The 18748-nt window shown below is 46.2% G+C and carries 16 protein-coding genes; 6 read left to right on the top strand and 10 right to left on the bottom strand.

Annotation, left to right across the window (positions count from 1 at the left end):
* Positions 1–33 precede the first annotated feature (33 nt).
* Positions 34–900 (top strand): prenyltransferase/squalene oxidase repeat-containing protein, encoded by an 867-nt coding sequence (locus tag BN6539_RS12595; RefSeq protein WP_067539071.1) that lies wholly within the window; start codon positions 34–36, stop codon positions 898–900.
* A gap of 243 nt (positions 901–1143) precedes the next feature.
* Entirely contained in the window at positions 1144–2466 is a 1323-nt protein-coding gene (locus BN6539_RS12590) for an IS4 family transposase (RefSeq protein WP_067539068.1), read from the top strand.
* Between the two features lie 198 nt (positions 2467–2664).
* Here BN6539_RS12590 and BN6539_RS12585 read toward each other — a convergent pair whose 3' ends face one another.
* The 4 genes from BN6539_RS12585 to BN6539_RS12570 all read right to left on the bottom strand — a co-directional run bounded on the left by BN6539_RS12585 (position 2665) and on the right by BN6539_RS12570 (position 6777).
* Positions 2665–3087, bottom strand: coding sequence for a flavodoxin (locus BN6539_RS12585; RefSeq protein ID WP_067539064.1), 423 nt, complete (start codon positions 3085–3087; stop codon positions 2665–2667).
* 24 nt (positions 3088–3111) lie between these two features.
* Positions 3112–3660 (bottom strand): DUF3793 family protein, encoded by a 549-nt coding sequence (locus BN6539_RS12580; protein ID WP_330385085.1) that lies wholly within the window; start codon positions 3658–3660, stop codon positions 3112–3114.
* A 580-nt stretch (positions 3661–4240) separates the two neighbouring features.
* Positions 4241–5524 (bottom strand): cytosine permease, encoded by a 1284-nt coding sequence (locus BN6539_RS12575; protein ID WP_082907507.1) that lies wholly within the window; start codon positions 5522–5524, stop codon positions 4241–4243.
* Between the two features lie 101 nt (positions 5525–5625).
* Entirely contained in the window at positions 5626–6777 is a 1152-nt protein-coding gene (locus tag BN6539_RS12570; RefSeq protein ID WP_067539060.1) for a PucR family transcriptional regulator, read from the bottom strand.
* A 104-nt stretch (positions 6778–6881) separates the two neighbouring features.
* On the opposite strand from BN6539_RS12570, the gene BN6539_RS12565 reads away from it, so the two are divergent.
* From BN6539_RS12565 to BN6539_RS12555, 3 genes are all read left to right on the top strand, one after another.
* Positions 6882–7661, top strand: a complete 780-nt coding sequence (locus BN6539_RS12565) for a PHP domain-containing protein (RefSeq protein WP_067539053.1) — start codon at positions 6882–6884, stop codon at positions 7659–7661.
* A 95-nt stretch (positions 7662–7756) separates the two neighbouring features.
* On the top strand, positions 7757–9049 hold the full coding sequence (locus BN6539_RS12560) for a Na+/H+ antiporter NhaC family protein (protein ID WP_067539051.1): 1293 nt from the start codon (positions 7757–7759) through the stop codon (positions 9047–9049).
* 168 nt (positions 9050–9217) lie between these two features.
* On the top strand, positions 9218–10681 hold the full coding sequence (locus BN6539_RS12555) for a carbon starvation CstA family protein (RefSeq protein WP_067539047.1): 1464 nt from the start codon (positions 9218–9220) through the stop codon (positions 10679–10681).
* Between the two features lie 172 nt (positions 10682–10853).
* Here the strand turns inward: BN6539_RS12555 and BN6539_RS12550 are convergent, their stop codons facing one another.
* The 3 genes from BN6539_RS12550 to iorA are packed head-to-tail and all read right to left on the bottom strand — an operon-like array spanning position 10854 to position 14442.
* The gene (locus tag BN6539_RS12550) at positions 10854–12041 is read right to left on the bottom strand and encodes a pyridoxal phosphate-dependent aminotransferase (RefSeq protein WP_067539044.1); all 1188 of its coding nucleotides are present in this window, start codon (positions 12039–12041) and stop codon (positions 10854–10856) included.
* Between the two features lie 41 nt (positions 12042–12082).
* On the bottom strand, positions 12083–12661 hold the full coding sequence (locus BN6539_RS12545; protein WP_182435435.1) for an indolepyruvate oxidoreductase subunit beta: 579 nt from the start codon (positions 12659–12661) through the stop codon (positions 12083–12085).
* A 5-nt stretch (positions 12662–12666) separates the two neighbouring features.
* Positions 12667–14442 carry an indolepyruvate ferredoxin oxidoreductase subunit alpha gene (gene iorA / locus BN6539_RS12540; RefSeq protein ID WP_067539038.1) on the bottom strand — a complete coding sequence of 592 codons (1776 nt, stop codon included), beginning with the start codon at positions 14440–14442 and terminating at the stop codon, positions 12667–12669.
* Between the two features lie 443 nt (positions 14443–14885).
* Between iorA and BN6539_RS12530 the strand changes: the two genes are divergently transcribed.
* Positions 14886–15527, top strand: coding sequence for a GntR family transcriptional regulator (locus BN6539_RS12530; RefSeq protein WP_067539035.1), 642 nt, complete (start codon positions 14886–14888; stop codon positions 15525–15527).
* Positions 15528–15579: 52 nt separating this feature from the next.
* On the opposite strand, the gene BN6539_RS12525 is transcribed toward BN6539_RS12530, so the two are convergent.
* From BN6539_RS12525 to BN6539_RS12515, 3 genes are all read right to left on the bottom strand, one after another.
* On the bottom strand, positions 15580–16236 hold the full coding sequence (locus tag BN6539_RS12525) for a GntR family transcriptional regulator (RefSeq protein ID WP_067539029.1): 657 nt from the start codon (positions 16234–16236) through the stop codon (positions 15580–15582).
* Between the two features lie 106 nt (positions 16237–16342).
* Positions 16343–17335, bottom strand: a complete 993-nt coding sequence (locus BN6539_RS12520; RefSeq protein ID WP_067539028.1) for an amidohydrolase family protein — start codon at positions 17333–17335, stop codon at positions 16343–16345.
* The gene (locus BN6539_RS12515; RefSeq protein WP_067539026.1) at positions 17332–18726 is read right to left on the bottom strand and encodes an APC family permease; all 1395 of its coding nucleotides are present in this window, start codon (positions 18724–18726) and stop codon (positions 17332–17334) included. Before BN6539_RS12515 ends, BN6539_RS12520 begins: the two co-directional genes overlap by 4 nt.
* Positions 18727–18748: the final 22 nt, after the last annotated feature.

Below are 18748 nucleotides of genomic sequence, written 5' to 3'. Positions count from 1 at the left end.
TGATAGAAATATGAAAGAATAGAGGTGTTAGACATGGACAGTGCCTTGCTTTTAAGAATCAAGTTCGACCGCGGTGACAGCCTTTCAGATGCAGAAATACAGACACTGCTGACCGAATCAAAACTCGTTGAAAAGCTGACTAAGGATTACCAGGAGGATAGGTTCTTCTGCCTTTTCCGTCTCATGGCACTTTCTGAGATTCCCTATGCGCAAAGGCTGCCCTATACACAGAAAGTTCTTGCTTTTGTTTCTGATCATCTTGCCCTGCAAGAAGGCTTTTCCTATACGGGCGACGTGAACTACATCGTACCCTGCTATAACGCTATGCTGCTGGAGGCATTCACACGTCTGGGGAAAGCAGATTCGCAAGACGTGCAGAACGCCCTGGGCTGGATTAAGGAATACCAGGTCTTTGATCGCAATCAACAGACAGGATGGAAGTACGACGGAATCTGCAAGCACGGCGGCTGCATGAAAGCTACGCCTTGTTATATCGGTATCGGCAAAACCGTGCGCGCTTTGCTCACCTATGCTGCCTCCACCGATCACTCTGACAGGATTGTGGAAGAGATGATCTCTAAGGGCACAGAGTACATGCTTCGGCACCACATGTATCAGCGTCTGTCAAACGGTGCGCCAATCAGTGCCCACATCACCGACATCATGTATCCTCAGGCCTACATGCTCTCTGCTGTGGATCTGGTTTACATTGCGGGGGAGGCCGATTTGTGGACAGATTCCCGCACACAGGAACTGAAGGAGCTGCTGCGCAGTAAATCTTGTGAGGAAGGCGGCTGGAAAATCGACTACATTTACAGTCACAAAGGCTACAAGGCCTTTGATACTAGAAGAAAAACGTCCGACTGGATCAGCTACATATTTCAGCAGGAAGGTCTTTGAAACATACGGAAATTCGTTCTGCAGACGATATTTCCTACATAATTAAAACCACCAGTTGAACTGTAATGTCATTAAGTTAAGACAACCTAAACAAAAACTTCGTATCAATCTTTAATGATGCGAAGTTTTTTCTTGACATCATTAAGGAATTGTGCGGCCACTTTTATCAGGTATTCCCTTTTTAGCGGATAAAAGTGGCCCTTGTAAGTAGGACACATCAAACCTATTTACAAGGAGGAGCCCATGAACACGAAAGATGTAGTTTCAAAATTTGACTCCCTGATAAACCGTCTGGAGCAGTCAAAAGAAAAGTTCAGCATCCATCCTGAAAAGGACTTTTCACGAAACAGGAAGATTTCCTTTGGATTCATTGTACGCTCAATTTTATCATTTGGCGGAAGCACGCTTACAAATGAACTTCTCAGAATGGGGAAATACTCGCCTGATTCCCCCTCGCCCTCTGCTTTCATCCAGCAAAGAAGCAAGATATCCCATACCGCCTTTACTAAACTGTTCCACATGGGCAATCTCGCATTTGATCAGGATCTGCGCTACAAAGGATACCGCCTCATGGCTGTTGACGGAAGCCATGTCCAGGTCCCGAACAATCCCGATGATCCGGACTCCTATGTGAAATGCACCGAGAACGAACGGCCGCATAACGAGTTCCATCTGAACGCAATGATGGATATCCTGCAGGGGATTTATACCGATGCAGTCATCCAGAAGTACCGTACCCAGAATGAGGACAGGGCACTGATCGAAATGGCTGAGCGCTCACAAAACGCAGATTCCATTGCAATCTGCGACCGGGGATATGAATCTTACAACAATATGGCACATCTGCAAATTTGTGGCTGGAAATATATCATGCGGATAAAAGAACCGGGCCGTTATGGTATCGCCAGTGGGCTTCAACTGCCAGATTGTGACGAATATGACCTCCCGATCCATCTATCCCTTACGAGAAGAAAGAACAGGGAAACCAAAGAACTGCTTAAGGACAGGAATCGTTATCGCTATATTCCGGGCAGTGTGGGTTTTGATTATCTTCCATCAAAAAATAAACATGGCGATCCTGTATGTTTTTTTACTTTGGACTTCAGGGTCGTCAGGATACAAACCGGTGACGGGCTGTATGAATTACTGGTTACAAACCTTCCTGCATCAGATTTTCCCGCAGAAGAATTGAGAAAGCTTTATGCTTTGAGGTGGGGGATAGAGACTTCCTTTAGGGATTTGAAATACATAGTGGGCATGCTGAAATTCCATTCAAGGAAAAGTGATTTTGTGACACAGGAAATATATGCGAACCTTATCATGTATAACCTGACGCAGATCATTGCCGGCTGTGTGCAGGTCCCGTCAAAGAAGAGAAAATATGAATACAAGGTTCGGTTTTCAGCTGCCGTAAACATAGCACGGAGCCTTTTGCTCAAGGATGTCTCACCGCCAGATGCTGAAACATTACTGCGTAGGATGATAACACCTGTTCGGCCAAACAGGAGCTATTCACGCAAGCCGAGAACTAAGGCCCGGATACAATTCGTCTATAGGATATCATAAAATCTGTATTATGGTACAGGAAATGAGGCAGATTAAGCTTCTGCCTGTTTGCCATACAAAAAAACAGATAAAACATAGAGGGTAGTGTAAAATCCTGTCTCCCCCCTATATTTGTGTTCGCTTCTTTCTTTAAAGATATTTAACTTAATGACATTACAGTTGAACTGGTGGCTTTATCATGCCTACGCGCAAATATGTTTATATGAGTGACTTTCCCAGATCTTTGCAGGCCTGCTGTGCCTCGTCGTCAGGCGCTTCGTTGCAGATGACACATTCATGGGCGATGACAGCTTCGTCATCGATACAGCGGTCTTCCCAGCAGCGCATCCATTCGCCGTCTCCCCAGCCGTAGGAGCCAAACAACCCTATTTTCTTACCCTTGAGCTTTTTTTCGCACTGTTCGAACATCGGCGCAAATTCATCTTCTTCCAGTTCCTCCGCACCCATGGACGGGCAGCCAAAAGCAACTGCATCGTATTGATCCATCAGATCTGCAGAAAACTCTGCCGCTTGAAAGCTGGTGACATCTCCTCCGCCGCCTTTCGCCCCCGCCGCGACCTGCTGCGCCATCTGTTCTGTATTACCAGTCCCACTCCAATATACAACTGCAATTTTACTCATGATTCATACCTCTTTTCTTTCATTCTATATAGCAACTGTAAGCTGCCCAATCGTCTTTCCCTGATAAAAAAGACGTTTATAAACTTCTTTACACTTATCAAATTTAGCAAATAATCGAACCGCTTCACATTCATTGCAGTACACTTTCCAACAACCGCTGCACTTGCTGTTTCTGCCTGCATTTTCGATAAATCCAATCACATCGCCTAAAGGATAACCTAAGAAAATACCAATCTCGTGGGGAAACTCTCCTTCTTTTCCAAAGCGGGTCTGCAGCACGGCAATCGCCTCGTCAGCTGAGAATCCTTCGTAACCAAAGTATCTGAGAAAAGTGTGGACCCCCTTCTGCGCTAGATCTGCCCGCAGCTTTTTTTCCCGATAGACGTAAATCAGCGCACTATGGTCGTATTTTCTCAATACTGCAACAGAAACTCCTTTTTCCCGCAGGTTTTGGTTCAGCTCATCGATGTACGCATACAATTGTGCATCTGAATCATACATATAGTTAAATAAATTGGCCGTTTTCAATGACGCCAAAGTCGGAGCGCAATGCTCAATCAAATAGTTTTCCACAATTCCGCCTTTCTCTCCCTTAGTTAGTCGATGCTAACTTCGTAGTCCATAGGAGGCGGGCATACGGTATGCCCGCCCAAAGACTACACATTTGTTAATTAAAATCACTTAAGGAGAATCTATAATCCGCCACACTTAGTTAGCTTAAACTAACTATACTATCATCACCCTCTTTTGTCAATGTCTTTTTTGGTAAAAGAAGGACTGCCAGGCCATTTTTGCGTAACCGACATCTTCCTGCGGGTACCCTGTTACGCATTTCTTCTCCTCCGCATCATTCCTGATTAACTTTTTCATGCATTTGCGCCATTTTTGCGTAACTGACATCCTCCTGCGGGTGCCCTGTTACGCATTTCTTCTCCTCCGCATCATTCCTGATTAACTTTTTCATGCATTTGCGCCATTTTTGCGTAACTGATGTCCTCCTGCGGGTGCCCTGTTACGCATTTCTTCTCCTCCGCATCATTCCTGATTAACTTTTTCATGCATTTGTACCATTTTTGCGTAACTGATGTCCCTCCTCAGGCGTACACAAAAAGCGGGAGCTAGCAGCCCCCGCTTCTAAAGTAAAATTCCAGAATCAATTCAGTTTATCCTGCGGTCTTTTAATCATCTTCGCTAAGATAACATATAATGCCGCAGCTGTGATGATGCCTTGTGCGAAAGGTACGCCGTAAGGAATTAATTTGATGACCGCATAACCACAGAGCCACGATATGATGCCAATCCAGTTGAAACCGTCGGGCATCCTGTAGTTTTCCGGCTTACCCCTGCCGATAATCCAATAATCGGCCAGGATAACGCCCATGGTCGGCAGCAGCGCATCGCCTAATATGTATAAAAAGTCCTCAAAATGATCTGCCAGGCCGAACACCGCGCAGACAGTGCCGATGAGTCCAGCGACCATAGTCGCTGCCGCTCTCTTATTCTCAGCCAGGTTAAACATCAGAACGGCATTGATGCCGCCAGAATAGGCATTGGTCGTATTGGTGGTCCAGGTTGCCGAAATCAGTACCAGCATACCGAGAATTGGAATTCCAATTTCGCAGAACACCAAAGTGATATCGTACTGCTGTGCGACTCTAGTCATGATTGCACCCAGAACAACCATCAAAACACCTGCAGGCGCTACGCCCAGCGAACTTGAGATGATCGTGTCTTTTCTCGTTCTCTGATATCTGGTGATATCAGAAGCCGCAAGGCATCCAGCCGCCATAAAGCTGACGGTTAATACGATTCCATCAATGAAAGACATGGATGGAACCGCCGGATTGACGGATAACTGCTGCGTTCCATATTTATTGAGCGCCATGATGCAGCCTACGATGGTTACGATGAACAGCGCCGGTACTGCTACTTTGTTCAGCTTGTCCAGTGCATTAATGCCGTAAACTGCCGTAACCAGCATAATCAGCCCCCAAATAACCATGGATATAACCGGGGATACACTGATATGGAAAAACTGATCAATCAAGTTAGAAAACGCATCTCCGCAGACGCTGGTCTGCACAGCGAACCAGCCGATCATAGAGATAAAGATCAGTGTACTGATGATGAACCTTGCTCCTTTTTTGCCAAAGCCGCCGATAGCCGTTACGCAGGTAGGCACACCCAGATCGCTTCCCATGATGCCCATCAGACAGAACAGCACGATGACAATTAAGTAGCCAACAACACCAGAAAGAATGGCATTTGTCAGTGACATGCTTTCTGCCAGAATGCCTCCAAGCAGCAGGCTTGGTACACAAATCATGATGCCGGCCTGAATCAGTGCGACGTCGATCCAATTTTTTCGCTCTTCCATAGGCACTTTCTCAAGAGTCGTCGTCTCTATATTGCTGCCTTTTTTTTTCTTCTCGTCCATAGGTCTCCTCCAATGTGATTTTTCTAAATTATACAAATTTTCGAAGGAAACCACTTTATTATAATTTTAAAATAACAATAGTTTTTTTAAAATTATTTCAATCACAGTTTTTCGTTAATCAGCGTCCGCAGTTTTACTGCTACTGCCACGGTTTCATGAAATTTAACGTTATCGTTCTCCATGCCGAGGGCGGACTTTACTTTGTTCACTCGATAGCGAATCGTGTTTTCATGCTGATTCATTTCACGAGCGGCTGCCTGAAAGTTGCCTGAATGGGCCACATAAGACTCCATGGTCATCAATATCTCTTTTAAATTTTCCACGGAAGCCTTTTGTCTGATGGCATCCACATAGGCTCTGTAAAAGTCGTGGGCTTCCTGTGTATCCTTGACAGTCAAAAGCAGCTGCAATACAGAAAGGGGATCGTAGTTCTGCGATGACATGTTCATAGTTTTCGCCGTCTCCAAAGCTCTCTTGGCTTCTTCTAAAGCTTTGCCGATATCTTTTCGGTTGTAGATCCGGCTGTAGCCCATGACAGGTTTACTGACAAATTCTTTGATGCGGATAGAGGCAACATCCGAACGCCGGCGCAATGACTTCTCGTCTTCATCACTTAAAATAAAAATTTGCTGATTATTGCTCCGCACATAGATGTCGTTCTTCTGTTTGAGATAATAAAAATGAAGTTCAACTTGAGCAATATCTGAGTTGAAGTCTCCTTCCACCTCGATGACGCGCAGAAATTTTTTCATGTTGGGATTAATACTGTAGAGAATCTCCATCTTCTCGCTGGCAAGGACATTTCCATACATTATTTTTTCAATTTTCAAGGTGTTAATGGCATTTAAATTATCGATAGAAATATACTTATTAACGGTGTCTATGATTGCCGCATAGGGAATATCTTCTGGAATCAAAACAATCGGAAAATTATTCTGATCGCAGGATTGTAGAATATCGTCTGACAAAACGTAAAGCATATCGTCCGTTACCACAAAGAGACCAGAACACTCCGTTTTAATCAAAGTATCTAAATACTCGTAAATATTCTCCGTCTCGTACTTAAACTGGTCGAGACAGGTAATAAACACATCCCCTTCTGCTATGATATCTCTGTCGACAAGGTTTTTGTTGCAGGGACAGTCGAAGACAGAGATTCTTTTAATCTTTTTGTTCAGACCTCTGCTGCCTGCCAAAACTTTCGATTCGTCAAACATTGCATTTTTCAAAATTTCTTTTAAAGATACAAACATTTTTTACCTCATTCACAAATAATTACTATAATTTTCATTAATTCTTAACTTGTATAAAGTCTAATACAGGTGTAAACTATATTCAAGAAGGAAGTGATATAAATATGAAATTTGATATGCACTGCCATACAAAGGCTGGCTCAATCGATTCGAAAATTTCCATCGAAAGGTATATTGAGCTGCTGCAGGAAAAAGGCTTTGATGGCATGCTGGTCACAGACCATGATTCATATAAAGGATATAGGTATTGGCAGCAGAACAAGGCCGAGATGCCTGATGATTTTGTCGTACTGATGGGTGTTGAGTACGATACGAAAGACGCCGGACATTTTCTCGTCATCATGCCCGACGAGCTCTGTCTCAGAGTCCTGCAGATCCGCGGCATGTCCGTAGAGATGCTGGAGCGAATTGTACATCACTTTGGCGGAATTCTCGGTCCGGCCCATCCATTTGGCGCCCGCAGTTCCAGCGCCATGTTTTTTAACAAAATGCGCAAGAACCCGCAGTTAGTCAGAAAGTTTGATTTTTTGGAAGGCTTCAATACTTGTGAAACCGTCCATGCAAATCAGGTTGCCCAGCTGCTGGCAAAAAAATACGGCAAGCAGTGTTTCGGCGGCTCTGATTCTCACAAAGAAGAATATGTAGGAATGGCCTTTACCGAGTTTGACCGCGATATCACCTGTAACAACGATTTGATCGAGTGTGTGCAGGAAGAAGGCATCGCGGCCTTTGGCGGAATAGAAAGAACATTTCTGCGTAAACACAAAAAGAGAAACTCTTTCGCTGCCACTTGGGGATTCAAAGCCTATAATCGCGGTCTGGGATTCATCTATTCCCCTTATAGACAGCACAGAATCAAGAAATTAGCCTTGCACCACAGTTAATATTTTGATAAAATATGACTTGCAAAGCGATAGTATTTGGCTCGACCTTTGTTCACAAAGGCCGAGCTTTTTTAGTAAATTAAGGAGAAAGTCAAATGAACGAATCAAACATCAAGCCTAACGGACTAGCCCTGCTTCCAATTTTAGTCTTTCTGATTCTCTTTTTAGGAACGGGAATTATACTGAAAGACTTCTACACCATGCCAGCGGTAGTAGGGTTTCTCATCGCACTGATTGTAGCCTTTATGCAAACACGCGGCAAATCATTTAACGAAAAATTTTCAATCGTCGCCAGAGGCGTAGGAGATGAGAACATCATCACCATGTGTCTGATTTTCCTGGCTGCTGGCGCTTTTTCCGGCTCTGTCTCTGCTGCCGGCGGCGTAGACAGCACTGTCAACCTGGGCCTGTCCCTGCTGCCGCCGAGTATCGCCGTCATCGGACTCTTCGTCATCGGCTGCTTCATCTCCATCTCCATGGGAACTTCGGTTGGAACCATCACCGCACTTGTTCCTATCGCCGTAGGCATCAGCGAAAAGACCGGTTTCGCCATGGCCATTTGTGTCGGCGCAGTGGTTTCCGGCGCCATGTTCGGAGACAACCTATCCATGATTTCTGATACTACCATCGCGGCAGTCAGAACTCAGGGCTGTGAAATGAAGGACAAGTTCAAGCGGAACTTCCTCATCGTCCTGCCGGCGGCCATCGTGACCATCGTCGTCCTTTTTTTCCTCACCCGCGGATCTAAATTCAAAATGGAAGACGATTTAGACTATAACATTTTGCAGGTCATTCCGTATCTATTGGTATTGATTACTGCAATCATCGGCGTCAACGTATTCATCGTTTTGATCAGCGGCACAGTGCTTTCGGTTATTGTGGGAATTGCCACTGGCGCCATGGCTCCTTCCGCAGTCTTTACTTCCATCGGCACAGGTGTTACCAACATGTACGACATCACGGTCATTTCCATCCTGGTAGCGTCAATCAGCGCTTTGGTCAAGCAGAACGGAGGCTTCGCCTTTATCTTGGAGAAGATACATAACCACGTACACACCTACAAAGGCGCGGAATTCGGCGTAGCAGCGCTGATTTCTCTAGTAGACGCTGCAACAGCAAACAACACGGTCGCTATCGTCATCGCAGGCCCGATCGCCAAGGAAATCAGCGAAGACTACGACATTGAACCGTCCAGAAGCGCATCCCTTTTGGACATGTTTGCCTCGGTCTTCCAAGGCATCATCCCATACGGAGCACAACTGCTGACAGCTGCCGCCCTCAGCGGACTGACGCCTTTCGCCATCATTCCGTATTTGTTCTATCCGTATCTGATGGCAGTCTGCGGCATCGTCAGCATCCTGCTGCCGCAGAAGAAACGCAGCAAATAAATCAATCTACAGCAAAAACTCCGGCACTGATTTGCCGGAGTTTTTTTGTGTAAGCAGATTTTTTCTCAACGAGCAAATATAACGTCAGCATTTGTTCTAAATTCGTGATACAATTGAATTTGAAAAGAAAAGACATACTTTGTAGATATCAAATTAGGAGGAATCATTATGGTGACTTTTTTCGCATGTCTCGCACTACTGATAATCGGTTTTTTCACCTATGGAAAAATCGTCGAAAGCGTCTTTCGGCCTGACGAGAGGCTGACACCCTGCACAGCCCATCCTGACGGCGTAGATTACGTTCCCATGAAGCCATGGCGAGCTTTCCTGATCCAACTCCTCAATATCGCAGGACTGGGGCCTATCTTCGGCGCCCTTTCCGGAGCGATTTGGGGTCCTGTCGTATATCTTTGGATCGTACTTGGCACCATCTTCGCCGGGGCAGTCCACGATTATCTGTGCGGCATGCTTTCGGAGCGCAACAATGGCGCCAGCATTTCCGAAATCGTCGGAATTTATCTGGGACCGTTCATGAAAACCTTGATGCGCGTCTTTTCCGTCATTCTGCTGCTGGGTGTCGGCGTCGTCTTCATGGTAGGGCCTGCCGGCCTTCTGGCCCTGCTGACGCCAAGCACCCTCAGCGTCAGATTCTGGACCATCGTCGTTCTGGTCTACTACTTCCTGGCAACCATGCTCCCCATCGACAAGATCATCGGCAAGCTGTACCCCCTCTTCGGCATCTGCCTGATCGTCATGGCCCTCGGCATCGGCGGCGCCACAGTGCTCCATGATACCACCAGGCCAATGATGGAGCTGACCTTCGAAAACCTGCGTCCCGACGGCGCGCCAATCTGGCCTCTGATGTTCATCACTGTAGCCTGCGGTGCGATTTCAGGATTTCATGCAACGCAGTCGCCGATGATTGCAAGATGCATGACCAGTGAAAAGCAGGGTCGGAACATCTTTTACGGCGCAATGGTTACGGAGGGCATCATCGCTCTGATCTGGGCTTCTGCCGGCATTGCCTTCTATTACAACCCGGCTCACGGCATGGGTGCCCTGCTGGACCTTGGCGGCGGCAACTCCACAGTCGTATACGAGATGTCCATGAATCTCCTCGGCCCTATCGGCGGCGCACTGGCAATGATCGGCGTCATCGCATGCCCTATCACTTCGGGTGACACTGCCTTCAGAAGCGCACGGCTGACCATCTCCGACTGGTTTAAAATCGACCAGAAAGACATGAAGAAGCGGCTGGCTTTATCCGCGCCGCTGCTGGTTGCCGGTTACTTTATCTCCATGCTGGATTACCAAGTGGTCTGGAGATACTTCTCCTGGGCAAACCAGACTTTAGCGATGATCGTTCTCTGGACAGGCGCAGTTTATCTGTGCAGGTATGTCAGCAAAAATGCCAGCCTCATGGCGGCAATTCCCGCAGCCTTCATGTCTGCAGTCAGCATGACCTACATCCTCTACGCACCGGAAGGGCTCAATCTGGGTGCCAGCGGTTATACCATCCTGACCTATGTCATCGGCCTGATATTCGCACTGATACTGGCATCGATCTACATCGTCCGCGTCTATATACCGGCTGGTAAAAATGACAGAAGGCTGGATCATCATACAGCTTGAGAGCAAATTCCCTAGGGGCTGCCCGTTAACGCGGACAGCCCCTTTTTTATGTAAAAAGAAACGCCGCTCTGCGGTCGGACCAGGTCCTTACCGCGAGAAGCGACGCTTCCGGATAAACAAATATCATTTTGCAGGATAGGCTTACCGCATGCAGCTCAGCCTTCCTTATTATTTAGAAATACTCCTTGGCAAGTTCTTTGAACTTCGGGAGTGATCTCTCAATTTGATCATAAGATACGCAATAGGAAATTCTCACATAACCTGGGCAGGCAAAGGAACTTCCCGGTACCATCAGCAGATTGTATTTTTTGCCCGCTGCGACGAATGCTTTTTCGTCTGGAATCGGCGACTTCATCCACATGTAGAAAGCACCCTGCGGTTTTGTGCAGGTAAAGCCTGCTTCGGTCAGCCCGTCGTACAGGGTCTTACCGTTCCGCTCGTAATAGGCTACGTCACATTTAGCATCTACGCATCTTGCGATGACCAGCTGGATCAGTGAAGGCGCATTGACGAATCCGCCCACACGATTGGCGATAGTGGCTGCGTCGATAAACTCTTCCGCGTTGTCAGACTCATCTGGAATGACCACATAACCGATTCGTTCGCCAGGCAGTGACAGAGACTTGCTGTAGGAATATCCTACCAGCGTGTTGTCATAATACTTGGTCAGGTATGGCACTTCTGCTCCGTCATAAGCCAGTTCTCTGTATGGCTCGTCAGAAATCAGATAGATTACACTTCCGTATTCCTTCTGTTTCTTTTCCATAATTGCCGCCATCTCTTTGATGACGGATTCCGGGTAGATGACACCTGTCGGATTGTTCGGGTTGTTGATGATGACAGCCTTCGTCTTCGGTGTAATCGCCCCTTCAAATTCGTCCAGCTTCGGCATGAAGCCGCCTTCTGGATTCGGGGAAATGACGACCAGTTTGCCGTCATAGTTAGCTACGTAGTTGCCGTATTCAACGAAGTATGGCGCGAAGGCGATGACTTCCTCTCCCGGCTCTAACATGGTCTTCAGCAATACGTTGAGTGCACTGCCGGCTCCGACGGTCATGATGATATTCTTCTCTGTAAATTTGGTGCCGAAACGTCTGTTCAGATTTCCGGCAACTGCCGCTCTTGTCTCAGGAAATCCTGCATTGTTCATATATCCATGAACCTTGACCGGATCTTCGTTGGTTACGATGTCGATAATCGCCTCCTGAACTTCCTTAGGAGCAGGGACATTAGGATTGCCGATGCTGAAATCGAACACATTCTCTGCGCCATATTTGTCGGCCATCTGTTTACCTTCTTCAAACATGGCTCTGATCACAGAGTTGTTGTTTACCAAAGGCTCCATTCTCTTTGAAATCATCTTACTATACCTACCTTTATTTGAATTTATTACTGTTTATGTTATTTTACAGCATCCATTCCAACTTGGAAAGCTTTTAAGTTCAAGTCGACAAATTTTTCTTTGACGTTCTTTTTGATAATGTCTGCCCAGTCGATGTCGTCAAGACCCATGGATTTGACCAATGTACCGAGGAGTATCACGTTGGCAGCCTTTACGTTGCCGAGATCCTCAGCCAGCTTCGTAGCATCCAGAGTGATGACTTTCTTAGCGGACTTCTCAATTTCGTCGAGAACGTCGTCTGCATATTCTTCTGCGCCTGTCAGCACGGTCATGGAAGGAATCTCCTGGGTATTGACGACAACTGCACCATCTGGTTTGAGATAATCCAAGGTTCTGAGGGCTTCCATCTTTTCAAAGGATACGACGATGTCTGCCGTTCCCTTCTCGATGACTGGTGAAAACACCTTTTCTTTGCTGTATCTTACCTGTGAAACCACGTCTCCGCCTCGCTGGCTCATACCGTGAATTTCACTCATCTTTACGTCATATCCTGCTTCCATCAAACCAAAAGTCAGCATCTTTGCAGCGGTGATGGTTCCCTGACCACCTACGCCGGATAATAAAATATTCTTCGTCATTTTAATTAATCCTCCTTCACAATCGCTTCTACTGGGCAAACCTGGGCACATACGTCACAGCCTACGCAGTCCACTCTGCTGATATGTACTTTCTTTGCCTCTTTGTCAAAGATCAGAGCCGGACACCCCGTCTTCTGGCACTGCTTACATCCGATACACTTCTCGGCATCAACCACGTTCTTCGTCTTGAACAGGTTCGGCCATTCTTCCAAATCGGCATCAGAGAATTTTTTCAGGACGCAAGGCCATCTGGTGATGATGACGGAAGGTTCATCCAGTTCCATGAATGCGTCAAAGGCATCATCGACTTCTTTCAGATTGTTAGGGTCAATGACTTTGACGTGCTTGATACCGATGGCCTTCACCAATTCTTCGATGTTAATCATCGGTGCAGCTTCGCCCTTTACGTTAAATCCAGTGCCCGGATTCTGCTGATGTCCCGTCATGCCTGTGATTCTGTTGTCGAGGATGATGTTGATGGTATTGCTGTTGTTATATACCGTGTTAATCAGCGAGTTGACGCCTGTATGGAAGAAGGTGGAATCTCCCAATACGGTGATGACCTTTTTCTTTACACCAGCTCTGTTGAATACCTGCTGTGCACCGTGGCCCATGGAAATGGAACCGCCCATGCAGATACATGCGTCCATTGCGTTATACGGCGCGCCAGTAGCCAAAGTGTAGCATCCGATATCGCCGCTGATCATGACGTCTTTTCTCTTGCCTAATCTGTAGAACAGACCTCTGTGCGGACATCCTGCGCAGAAAGTAGGCGGACGTTTGATGACTTTTTCTTTGTTGTATTCTACCTGAGGAAGTTCCTCTCCATAGAGAGCCTTTCTCAGCACGTTCGGTGTCATCTCTCCATAGGATGGGAAGGTGTCTTTTCCGTGGCATTTGATGCCTAATCTCTGTACGAATTCTTCGATATATGGATCGTCTTCCTCTACGATGTAAACTTCGTCAACCTTGCTGCAGAAGTCTTTAATCATTTCTGCCGGTAGCGGATTGGTGAAGCCAAGCTTCAGGTAAGAAGCGTCTTCTCCCCAAACTTCCTTCGCATAGTAATAGGAAGGACCGGAAGCGATGACGCCGACTTTGGTGCCGCCCATTTCGGCATAGTTGAACTTGGTCGTTTCGCTGTATTCAGCAAGCTGCTTTGTTCTCTCTTCCAGAGCGACTCTCATGACTCTCGCATGTGCTGGAAGACAGACATATCTCTGCGGATCTTTTTTCCAATCCTTTACGCCGACTTCTTTTCTTTCGCCGATTTCTACCAGTGATTTAGAGTGACAAACACGGGTAACCATTCTCATGATGACGACAGCGCCGTATTTCTCAGATACTTCATAAGCTTCTTTCATCATATCTACGCATTCCTGGCTGTCTGCCGGTTCAAACATCGGCATCTTGCCCATCTTGGCGTAGTTTCTGTTATCCTGTTCATTCTGCGAGGAGAACATGCCCGGTTCATCAGCTGTGACCAATACAGATCCTCCGTTTACTTTCATGTAAGCAAATGTCATCAGAGGGTCAGCGGCAACGTTTACACCTACGTGTTTCATGGAGGCCATGCTTCTCGCACCAGCCATAGATGCGCCTACGGCTGATTCCATAGCTACTTTTTCATTTGGAGCCCACTCTGCGTAAATCTCCTCATATGTAGAAACGTTTTCCATGATTTCTGTACTCGGAGTACCCGGGTATGCGGATGCGTGTCTAACCCCTGCCTCATAAGCACCTCTAGCGATGGCTTCATCGCCTGTCATTAATTTTTTCATAGGTCTCTCGTCCTCCTTTAAATTTTATCAATCATCACGCCGCAGATGAGCACCGGCATCTCCACAGCTGGACTAATATATCTGTTTCTTCTTTTATTGTAAAATTCCGAAAACGCTTTGTCAAATTTTTTGGGATTAAATGGGAAGGATTTTACGAATTTACAGCAAAACATGTTTATTTTATCAATTTTTATAAATATTTTTTGTATAAACAAACAAGTGCATACATGATACAATTTTAACGTAAAATTGGGACAAGAGAATTGAAGTTTAAGGCTTTTCCTTGCTTCCAATTTATGTATAACTGCCTCTGAATCGGATATAGCTGTAAATAAATCACGCATTGCCCATTATTCATTATATTCTGTTAATTATTTGACGTTTTCTTGACAGTTTTACTTTAAAGGGCTAAAATATAGATATGACGAAGGTGAGGAACGACTATGGATAGACGACTGAACAGAACCCCCATCAGGGAGCAGATCTACAACATTATCAGGAAAAACATCATCGAGCTGAAATATCAGCCAGGCGAAAGGCTTTCTATCATGTCCATTTCCAAAGAGCTGAATGTGAGTAACTCCCCGGTTAGGGAGGCGATTTCCATGCTGGAACGGGACGGGCTGGTAGAAATCTATCCTAACGCCGGTCCCAGTGTGATTACTTTTTCCAACAAGCGGCTGGGGCACATCGCCCAGGCGATACTCAGCATGCTGCTCGGTTCCTTTGAAATCTGCCTGCAGAATCAACAGATAGACAACTTGATTGAACTGCTTCAGAGAGCGCTGAAGGAGCAGATGAGCCACATGAATTTGGAGAGCCAGCCGGAGTACGCGAAATACTCCATCGCTTTCGAAGCGGCTTTCGTAGCCTGCTGCAATAATCCTTATATCTCAAAGCAATACGCCGAAATCGAAGGCTTGTTTTATCTGACGGTTTTATATGACCAATGGTACATCGATACCAACCGAATGGAGGCCATTGTGGAGCACCAAAAGATTCTCGGCGCCATCATGAATGGCAAATTCGACACAGCCAGGACACTGCTATCCAAGCATTACAATCGGTTTCAGGACAAAGAGTAGTGCCAAAAAAACACAAGTGCCAGATGACTTTTCACCTGGCACTTTTTCTGTTCTATTCTGTTTCGTCATCTTGGAATCTCAAATCCCACATCGGTTTGTAATAATGCTTTTTAAAAATTTCTATTACATCAGAGTGCCGGCCGGCCTTCATAGCCGCGAGAATTTCTTCGTGCTGCGCAAGCCCCAGCCTCCGTTCCTCCTCTTTGCCCTCGAGAAAGTAAATGGAACCGAGAAAAAATACAGGAAAGATGCTGTCATACTGTGCGAGCATTCTCTTATTGCCTGTCGTCTCTATGATACATCGTTCAAACAAGTTGGCATAATAGGCGCACTCTTTGTAGTCCTTACTCTTAAAATAAATTTTCTGCGTTTCCAGAACTTCTTCCGCCCTTTTTATCAGCTTTTCCAGCTTGTTGGTTTCACAACAAAATCGATAGCTTTCGACAATCCAAAACAAATACATCTGCGAAAGTTCATACTGGTCTCTGTGGGTAAAGGTCGTCACCGTCGCCCCGCTGCTGCGATTCGATATGACCAGGCCCTGTTGCTCCAGCAGACTGAGTGCTTCTCTGATGGGAGAATTGCTAATGCCAAGCTCCTCTGCCAATTCATTGATATTGATCCGGGCACCGGCAGGATATTCCTGATTGAGAATTTTTTCCTTGATGATTTGATAAGTCTGTTCCTTCACCGATAAAATCGTTGCCATGATTACCACCTTGTCTTCGTTAGAATTTCATTGCGTCCGCCATTTCAGGCACCTTATTTAATAGTAAATGGCAATCCTCGATTTGTCAAGAAATCAGCCGATCATTTTATTCAATTTTCAATAATTCAGCGGCATTGTGCCAGAAGATTTTTTCCTTTTCCCTATCACTTAACGGCGCCGCTTCCACACATGCGATGCTTACATCCATGTCAGAAAAAGGAACATCGACGCCAAACAACACTTTGTCTTCACCAAATGCGCTAACCATCCAGGCGATTTCCTTCGGAGTACGGAAACTGGTGTCCACCCAGACGTTTTTCAGACCACCTACCCTCTCGGCAAAATATTCCGCTTCCCAGGAGCGACAGCCTCCACAATGGGCGCCGACAAAATTCACTTCCGGCATCTCTTCGATCAAATCTGCCAAAAATTCCGGATTACCATAATTAGGCGCTCCTTGATTCTCTACGCCATATTCCACATTACCGCAATGGCTGATAACCGGCAATCCCGTTTTCGCCCAGGCTTCCAAAATCTTTTTTATGTAATCAGATTTTAAGTCCAAATCCTGAATGATAGGATGAATCTTTAGTCCCCGCGCCCCTTGCCTCACATCATCCATCAGCTTATCCACAGCTTCCTCTGCGCTCATTTCCGTGTTATAGATACAGGTAAAAGGCAGGATTCTCTGATCTAGCTCTGCCGCAACTCGATAGTCTTCAAAACTGTTAGCGGGCCATATGGGCAGCGTACAGATATAATCAACTTCATTATCGTCGAGGATCTTTTGCAGATTCCAGAAAGTGTTCTTCAGGCAACGATTGCCCATCCATTTCGTATCAGCTGCGGTCATAGCCGCTTTCAGTTCAGAGTCCCGCTCCGCCTTCAGCCAAAGATCGTCGGGCCACATGCGTTCTCCCTGGAACTGCCCCTTTGTATAAAGTTCATAATAATTTACGTTCCCAAAGAACTCTGTCTCCGGAATCGGCACGTCAGGCGCCGGTCTATAACGGAACAGATGTCCCGCCCCCTCTTCTGGATTGCCAAACATTTTGCAGGCCAGATGCGAATGAGAGTCGATTATTTTCCGTTTCTTCATTTTGTCTCACACTCCTTCTTTTTTTCAGCGATCTTAGATAATTCTTTCTCGCGCTCTACCCATTCTGGATAAGGCAACCTCATCTGCCGGTCCAGATCAAACCCTTGATTTTTCAGCCAACGACGTCTGCCAAAATAAAAGGCGTACCAAATCGCATACCATATGACAATGGTGACGATCATCTTCATGTCCAGAGTAATCAATGTAGAAACCAGCTGCCAAATGCAGATGCCTACACCAAGCAGGCTGAGTATCGCTGTCACTTGTGGCGGAATCTTAAAGGACGCTGCCCGGAAAGAATTAGGATAAAGTTTGTGCACCTTGAGTGCCGGAATAAACAAAAGCAGAAGACAAAACAGGTTCAGCAGTGAGTAAGCTGTCAGCAGCGTACCGATAGGAAAGCCGAAGGCTACAAATACAGAAGAAACACCTGCCAAGAGCCATACAGTGTTTTTTGGGACTTCGTGTTTGTTCAGCCTGCCAAACCACATAGGCATGACCTTATCCTCTGCGGTCGCACTGCCCACATTTCCACCTGCGATAAAGATCCCGTTCAAGGAGGTCAATACAGAGAAGATTGCCCCAGCCAAAATAAAGAAATGATACATACCAGGTGAAAAGACGATCTTCGCTACGTCCAGAAGTGAGGACACCTGCTCCATAGGCAGCACTCCAATTGTCACAGCACTTACCAGCATGAAAACAAAACAACAGATAGCCGTCGCCCACACAAACGCACGCGGGATGGTTTTTCCCGGGTTCTTGATTTTCTCAGGGTAAAAGGCAATGCTTACACCACCCTGCAGACTGGCGCTGAGTAATGCCACAGCAGATCCAAGGGTCACGATCGTCAGATTCTCTGGTTTAATGATATCACCAAAGGACAAGAACTCTTGACGGATTTCAGGCATCCCCACAAAGACATAGAGGAACAGAGCAGAAAACAGAGATACTACCATGATATTCTGGGCAATGGCATTGGCCTGAACTCCCAGGCTTGTAATAAAGGCGAAAAAAAGCAAAGCGCCCACGCCTAAAGTACGATGGTCAACAGGTATGTAAACAGACGCATACTCTGCAAAAACGCCTGCCAGAGCAGATAGGATGAAAACATAGTTAAAACCAAATATCACCAGCATATAGCCAGCTGTCGGGTGAACGAGACGGGTGGTGTGCATATAAAACGTGAATGGCGCCGGGAGTACAGATATGGTCACCATCTGCGGGATATAGCAGATCAGGATTGAAATAAATGCGATGAAGTAGGCCCATTCTATTCCAGTCCCTACAATACCGGCAGCAGCCGGTATTGTTCCAAATACCCCTGCTCCAACAATGGTTCCTATGGCTAAGCAAGTTACGGAGAAAAAGCCAATTTTCTTTTCTTTCATGGCAAACCTTCCTTTCTTTCAT

Origin of the sequence: Emergencia timonensis (assembly GCF_900086585.1) — a bacterium.
Classification (GTDB): Bacteria; Bacillota; Clostridia; order Peptostreptococcales; family Anaerovoracaceae; genus Senimuribacter; species Senimuribacter timonensis.
Note: the sequence above shows the minus strand (reverse complement) of the source record. Positions and strands in the feature narration are given on the sequence as shown.

What these genes read in the sequence shown, in the direction of transcription:
- BN6539_RS12560 (WP_067539051.1), top strand. Translation starts at nt 7,757, where the DNA reads ATGAACGAATCAAACATCAAGCCTAACGGACTAGCCCTGCTTCCAATT.
- BN6539_RS12525 (WP_067539029.1), bottom strand. Translation starts at nt 16,236, where the DNA reads ATGGCAACGATTTTATCGGTGAAGGAACAGACTTATCAAATCATCAAG.
- BN6539_RS12530 (WP_067539035.1), top strand. Translation starts at nt 14,886, where the DNA reads ATGGATAGACGACTGAACAGAACCCCCATCAGGGAGCAGATCTACAAC.
- BN6539_RS12570 (WP_067539060.1), bottom strand. Translation starts at nt 6,777, where the DNA reads ATGTTTGTATCTTTAAAAGAAATTTTGAAAAATGCAATGTTTGACGAA.
- iorA (WP_067539038.1), bottom strand. Translation starts at nt 14,442, where the DNA reads ATGAAAAAATTAATGACAGGCGATGAAGCCATCGCTAGAGGTGCTTAT.
- BN6539_RS12545 (WP_182435435.1), bottom strand. Translation starts at nt 12,661, where the DNA reads ATGACGAAGAATATTTTATTATCCGGCGTAGGTGGTCAGGGAACCATC.
- BN6539_RS12565 (WP_067539053.1), top strand. Translation starts at nt 6,882, where the DNA reads ATGAAATTTGATATGCACTGCCATACAAAGGCTGGCTCAATCGATTCG.
- BN6539_RS12585 (WP_067539064.1), bottom strand. Translation starts at nt 3,087, where the DNA reads ATGAGTAAAATTGCAGTTGTATATTGGAGTGGGACTGGTAATACAGAA.
- BN6539_RS12575 (WP_082907507.1), bottom strand. Translation starts at nt 5,524, where the DNA reads ATGGACGAGAAGAAAAAAAAAGGCAGCAATATAGAGACGACGACTCTT.
- BN6539_RS12590 (WP_067539068.1), top strand. Translation starts at nt 1,144, where the DNA reads ATGAACACGAAAGATGTAGTTTCAAAATTTGACTCCCTGATAAACCGT.
- BN6539_RS12595 (WP_067539071.1), top strand. Translation starts at nt 34, where the DNA reads ATGGACAGTGCCTTGCTTTTAAGAATCAAGTTCGACCGCGGTGACAGC.
- BN6539_RS12515 (WP_067539026.1), bottom strand. Translation starts at nt 18,726, where the DNA reads ATGAAAGAAAAGAAAATTGGCTTTTTCTCCGTAACTTGCTTAGCCATA.
- BN6539_RS12520 (WP_067539028.1), bottom strand. Translation starts at nt 17,335, where the DNA reads ATGAAGAAACGGAAAATAATCGACTCTCATTCGCATCTGGCCTGCAAA.
- BN6539_RS12555 (WP_067539047.1), top strand. Translation starts at nt 9,218, where the DNA reads ATGGTGACTTTTTTCGCATGTCTCGCACTACTGATAATCGGTTTTTTC.
- BN6539_RS12550 (WP_067539044.1), bottom strand. Translation starts at nt 12,041, where the DNA reads ATGATTTCAAAGAGAATGGAGCCTTTGGTAAACAACAACTCTGTGATC.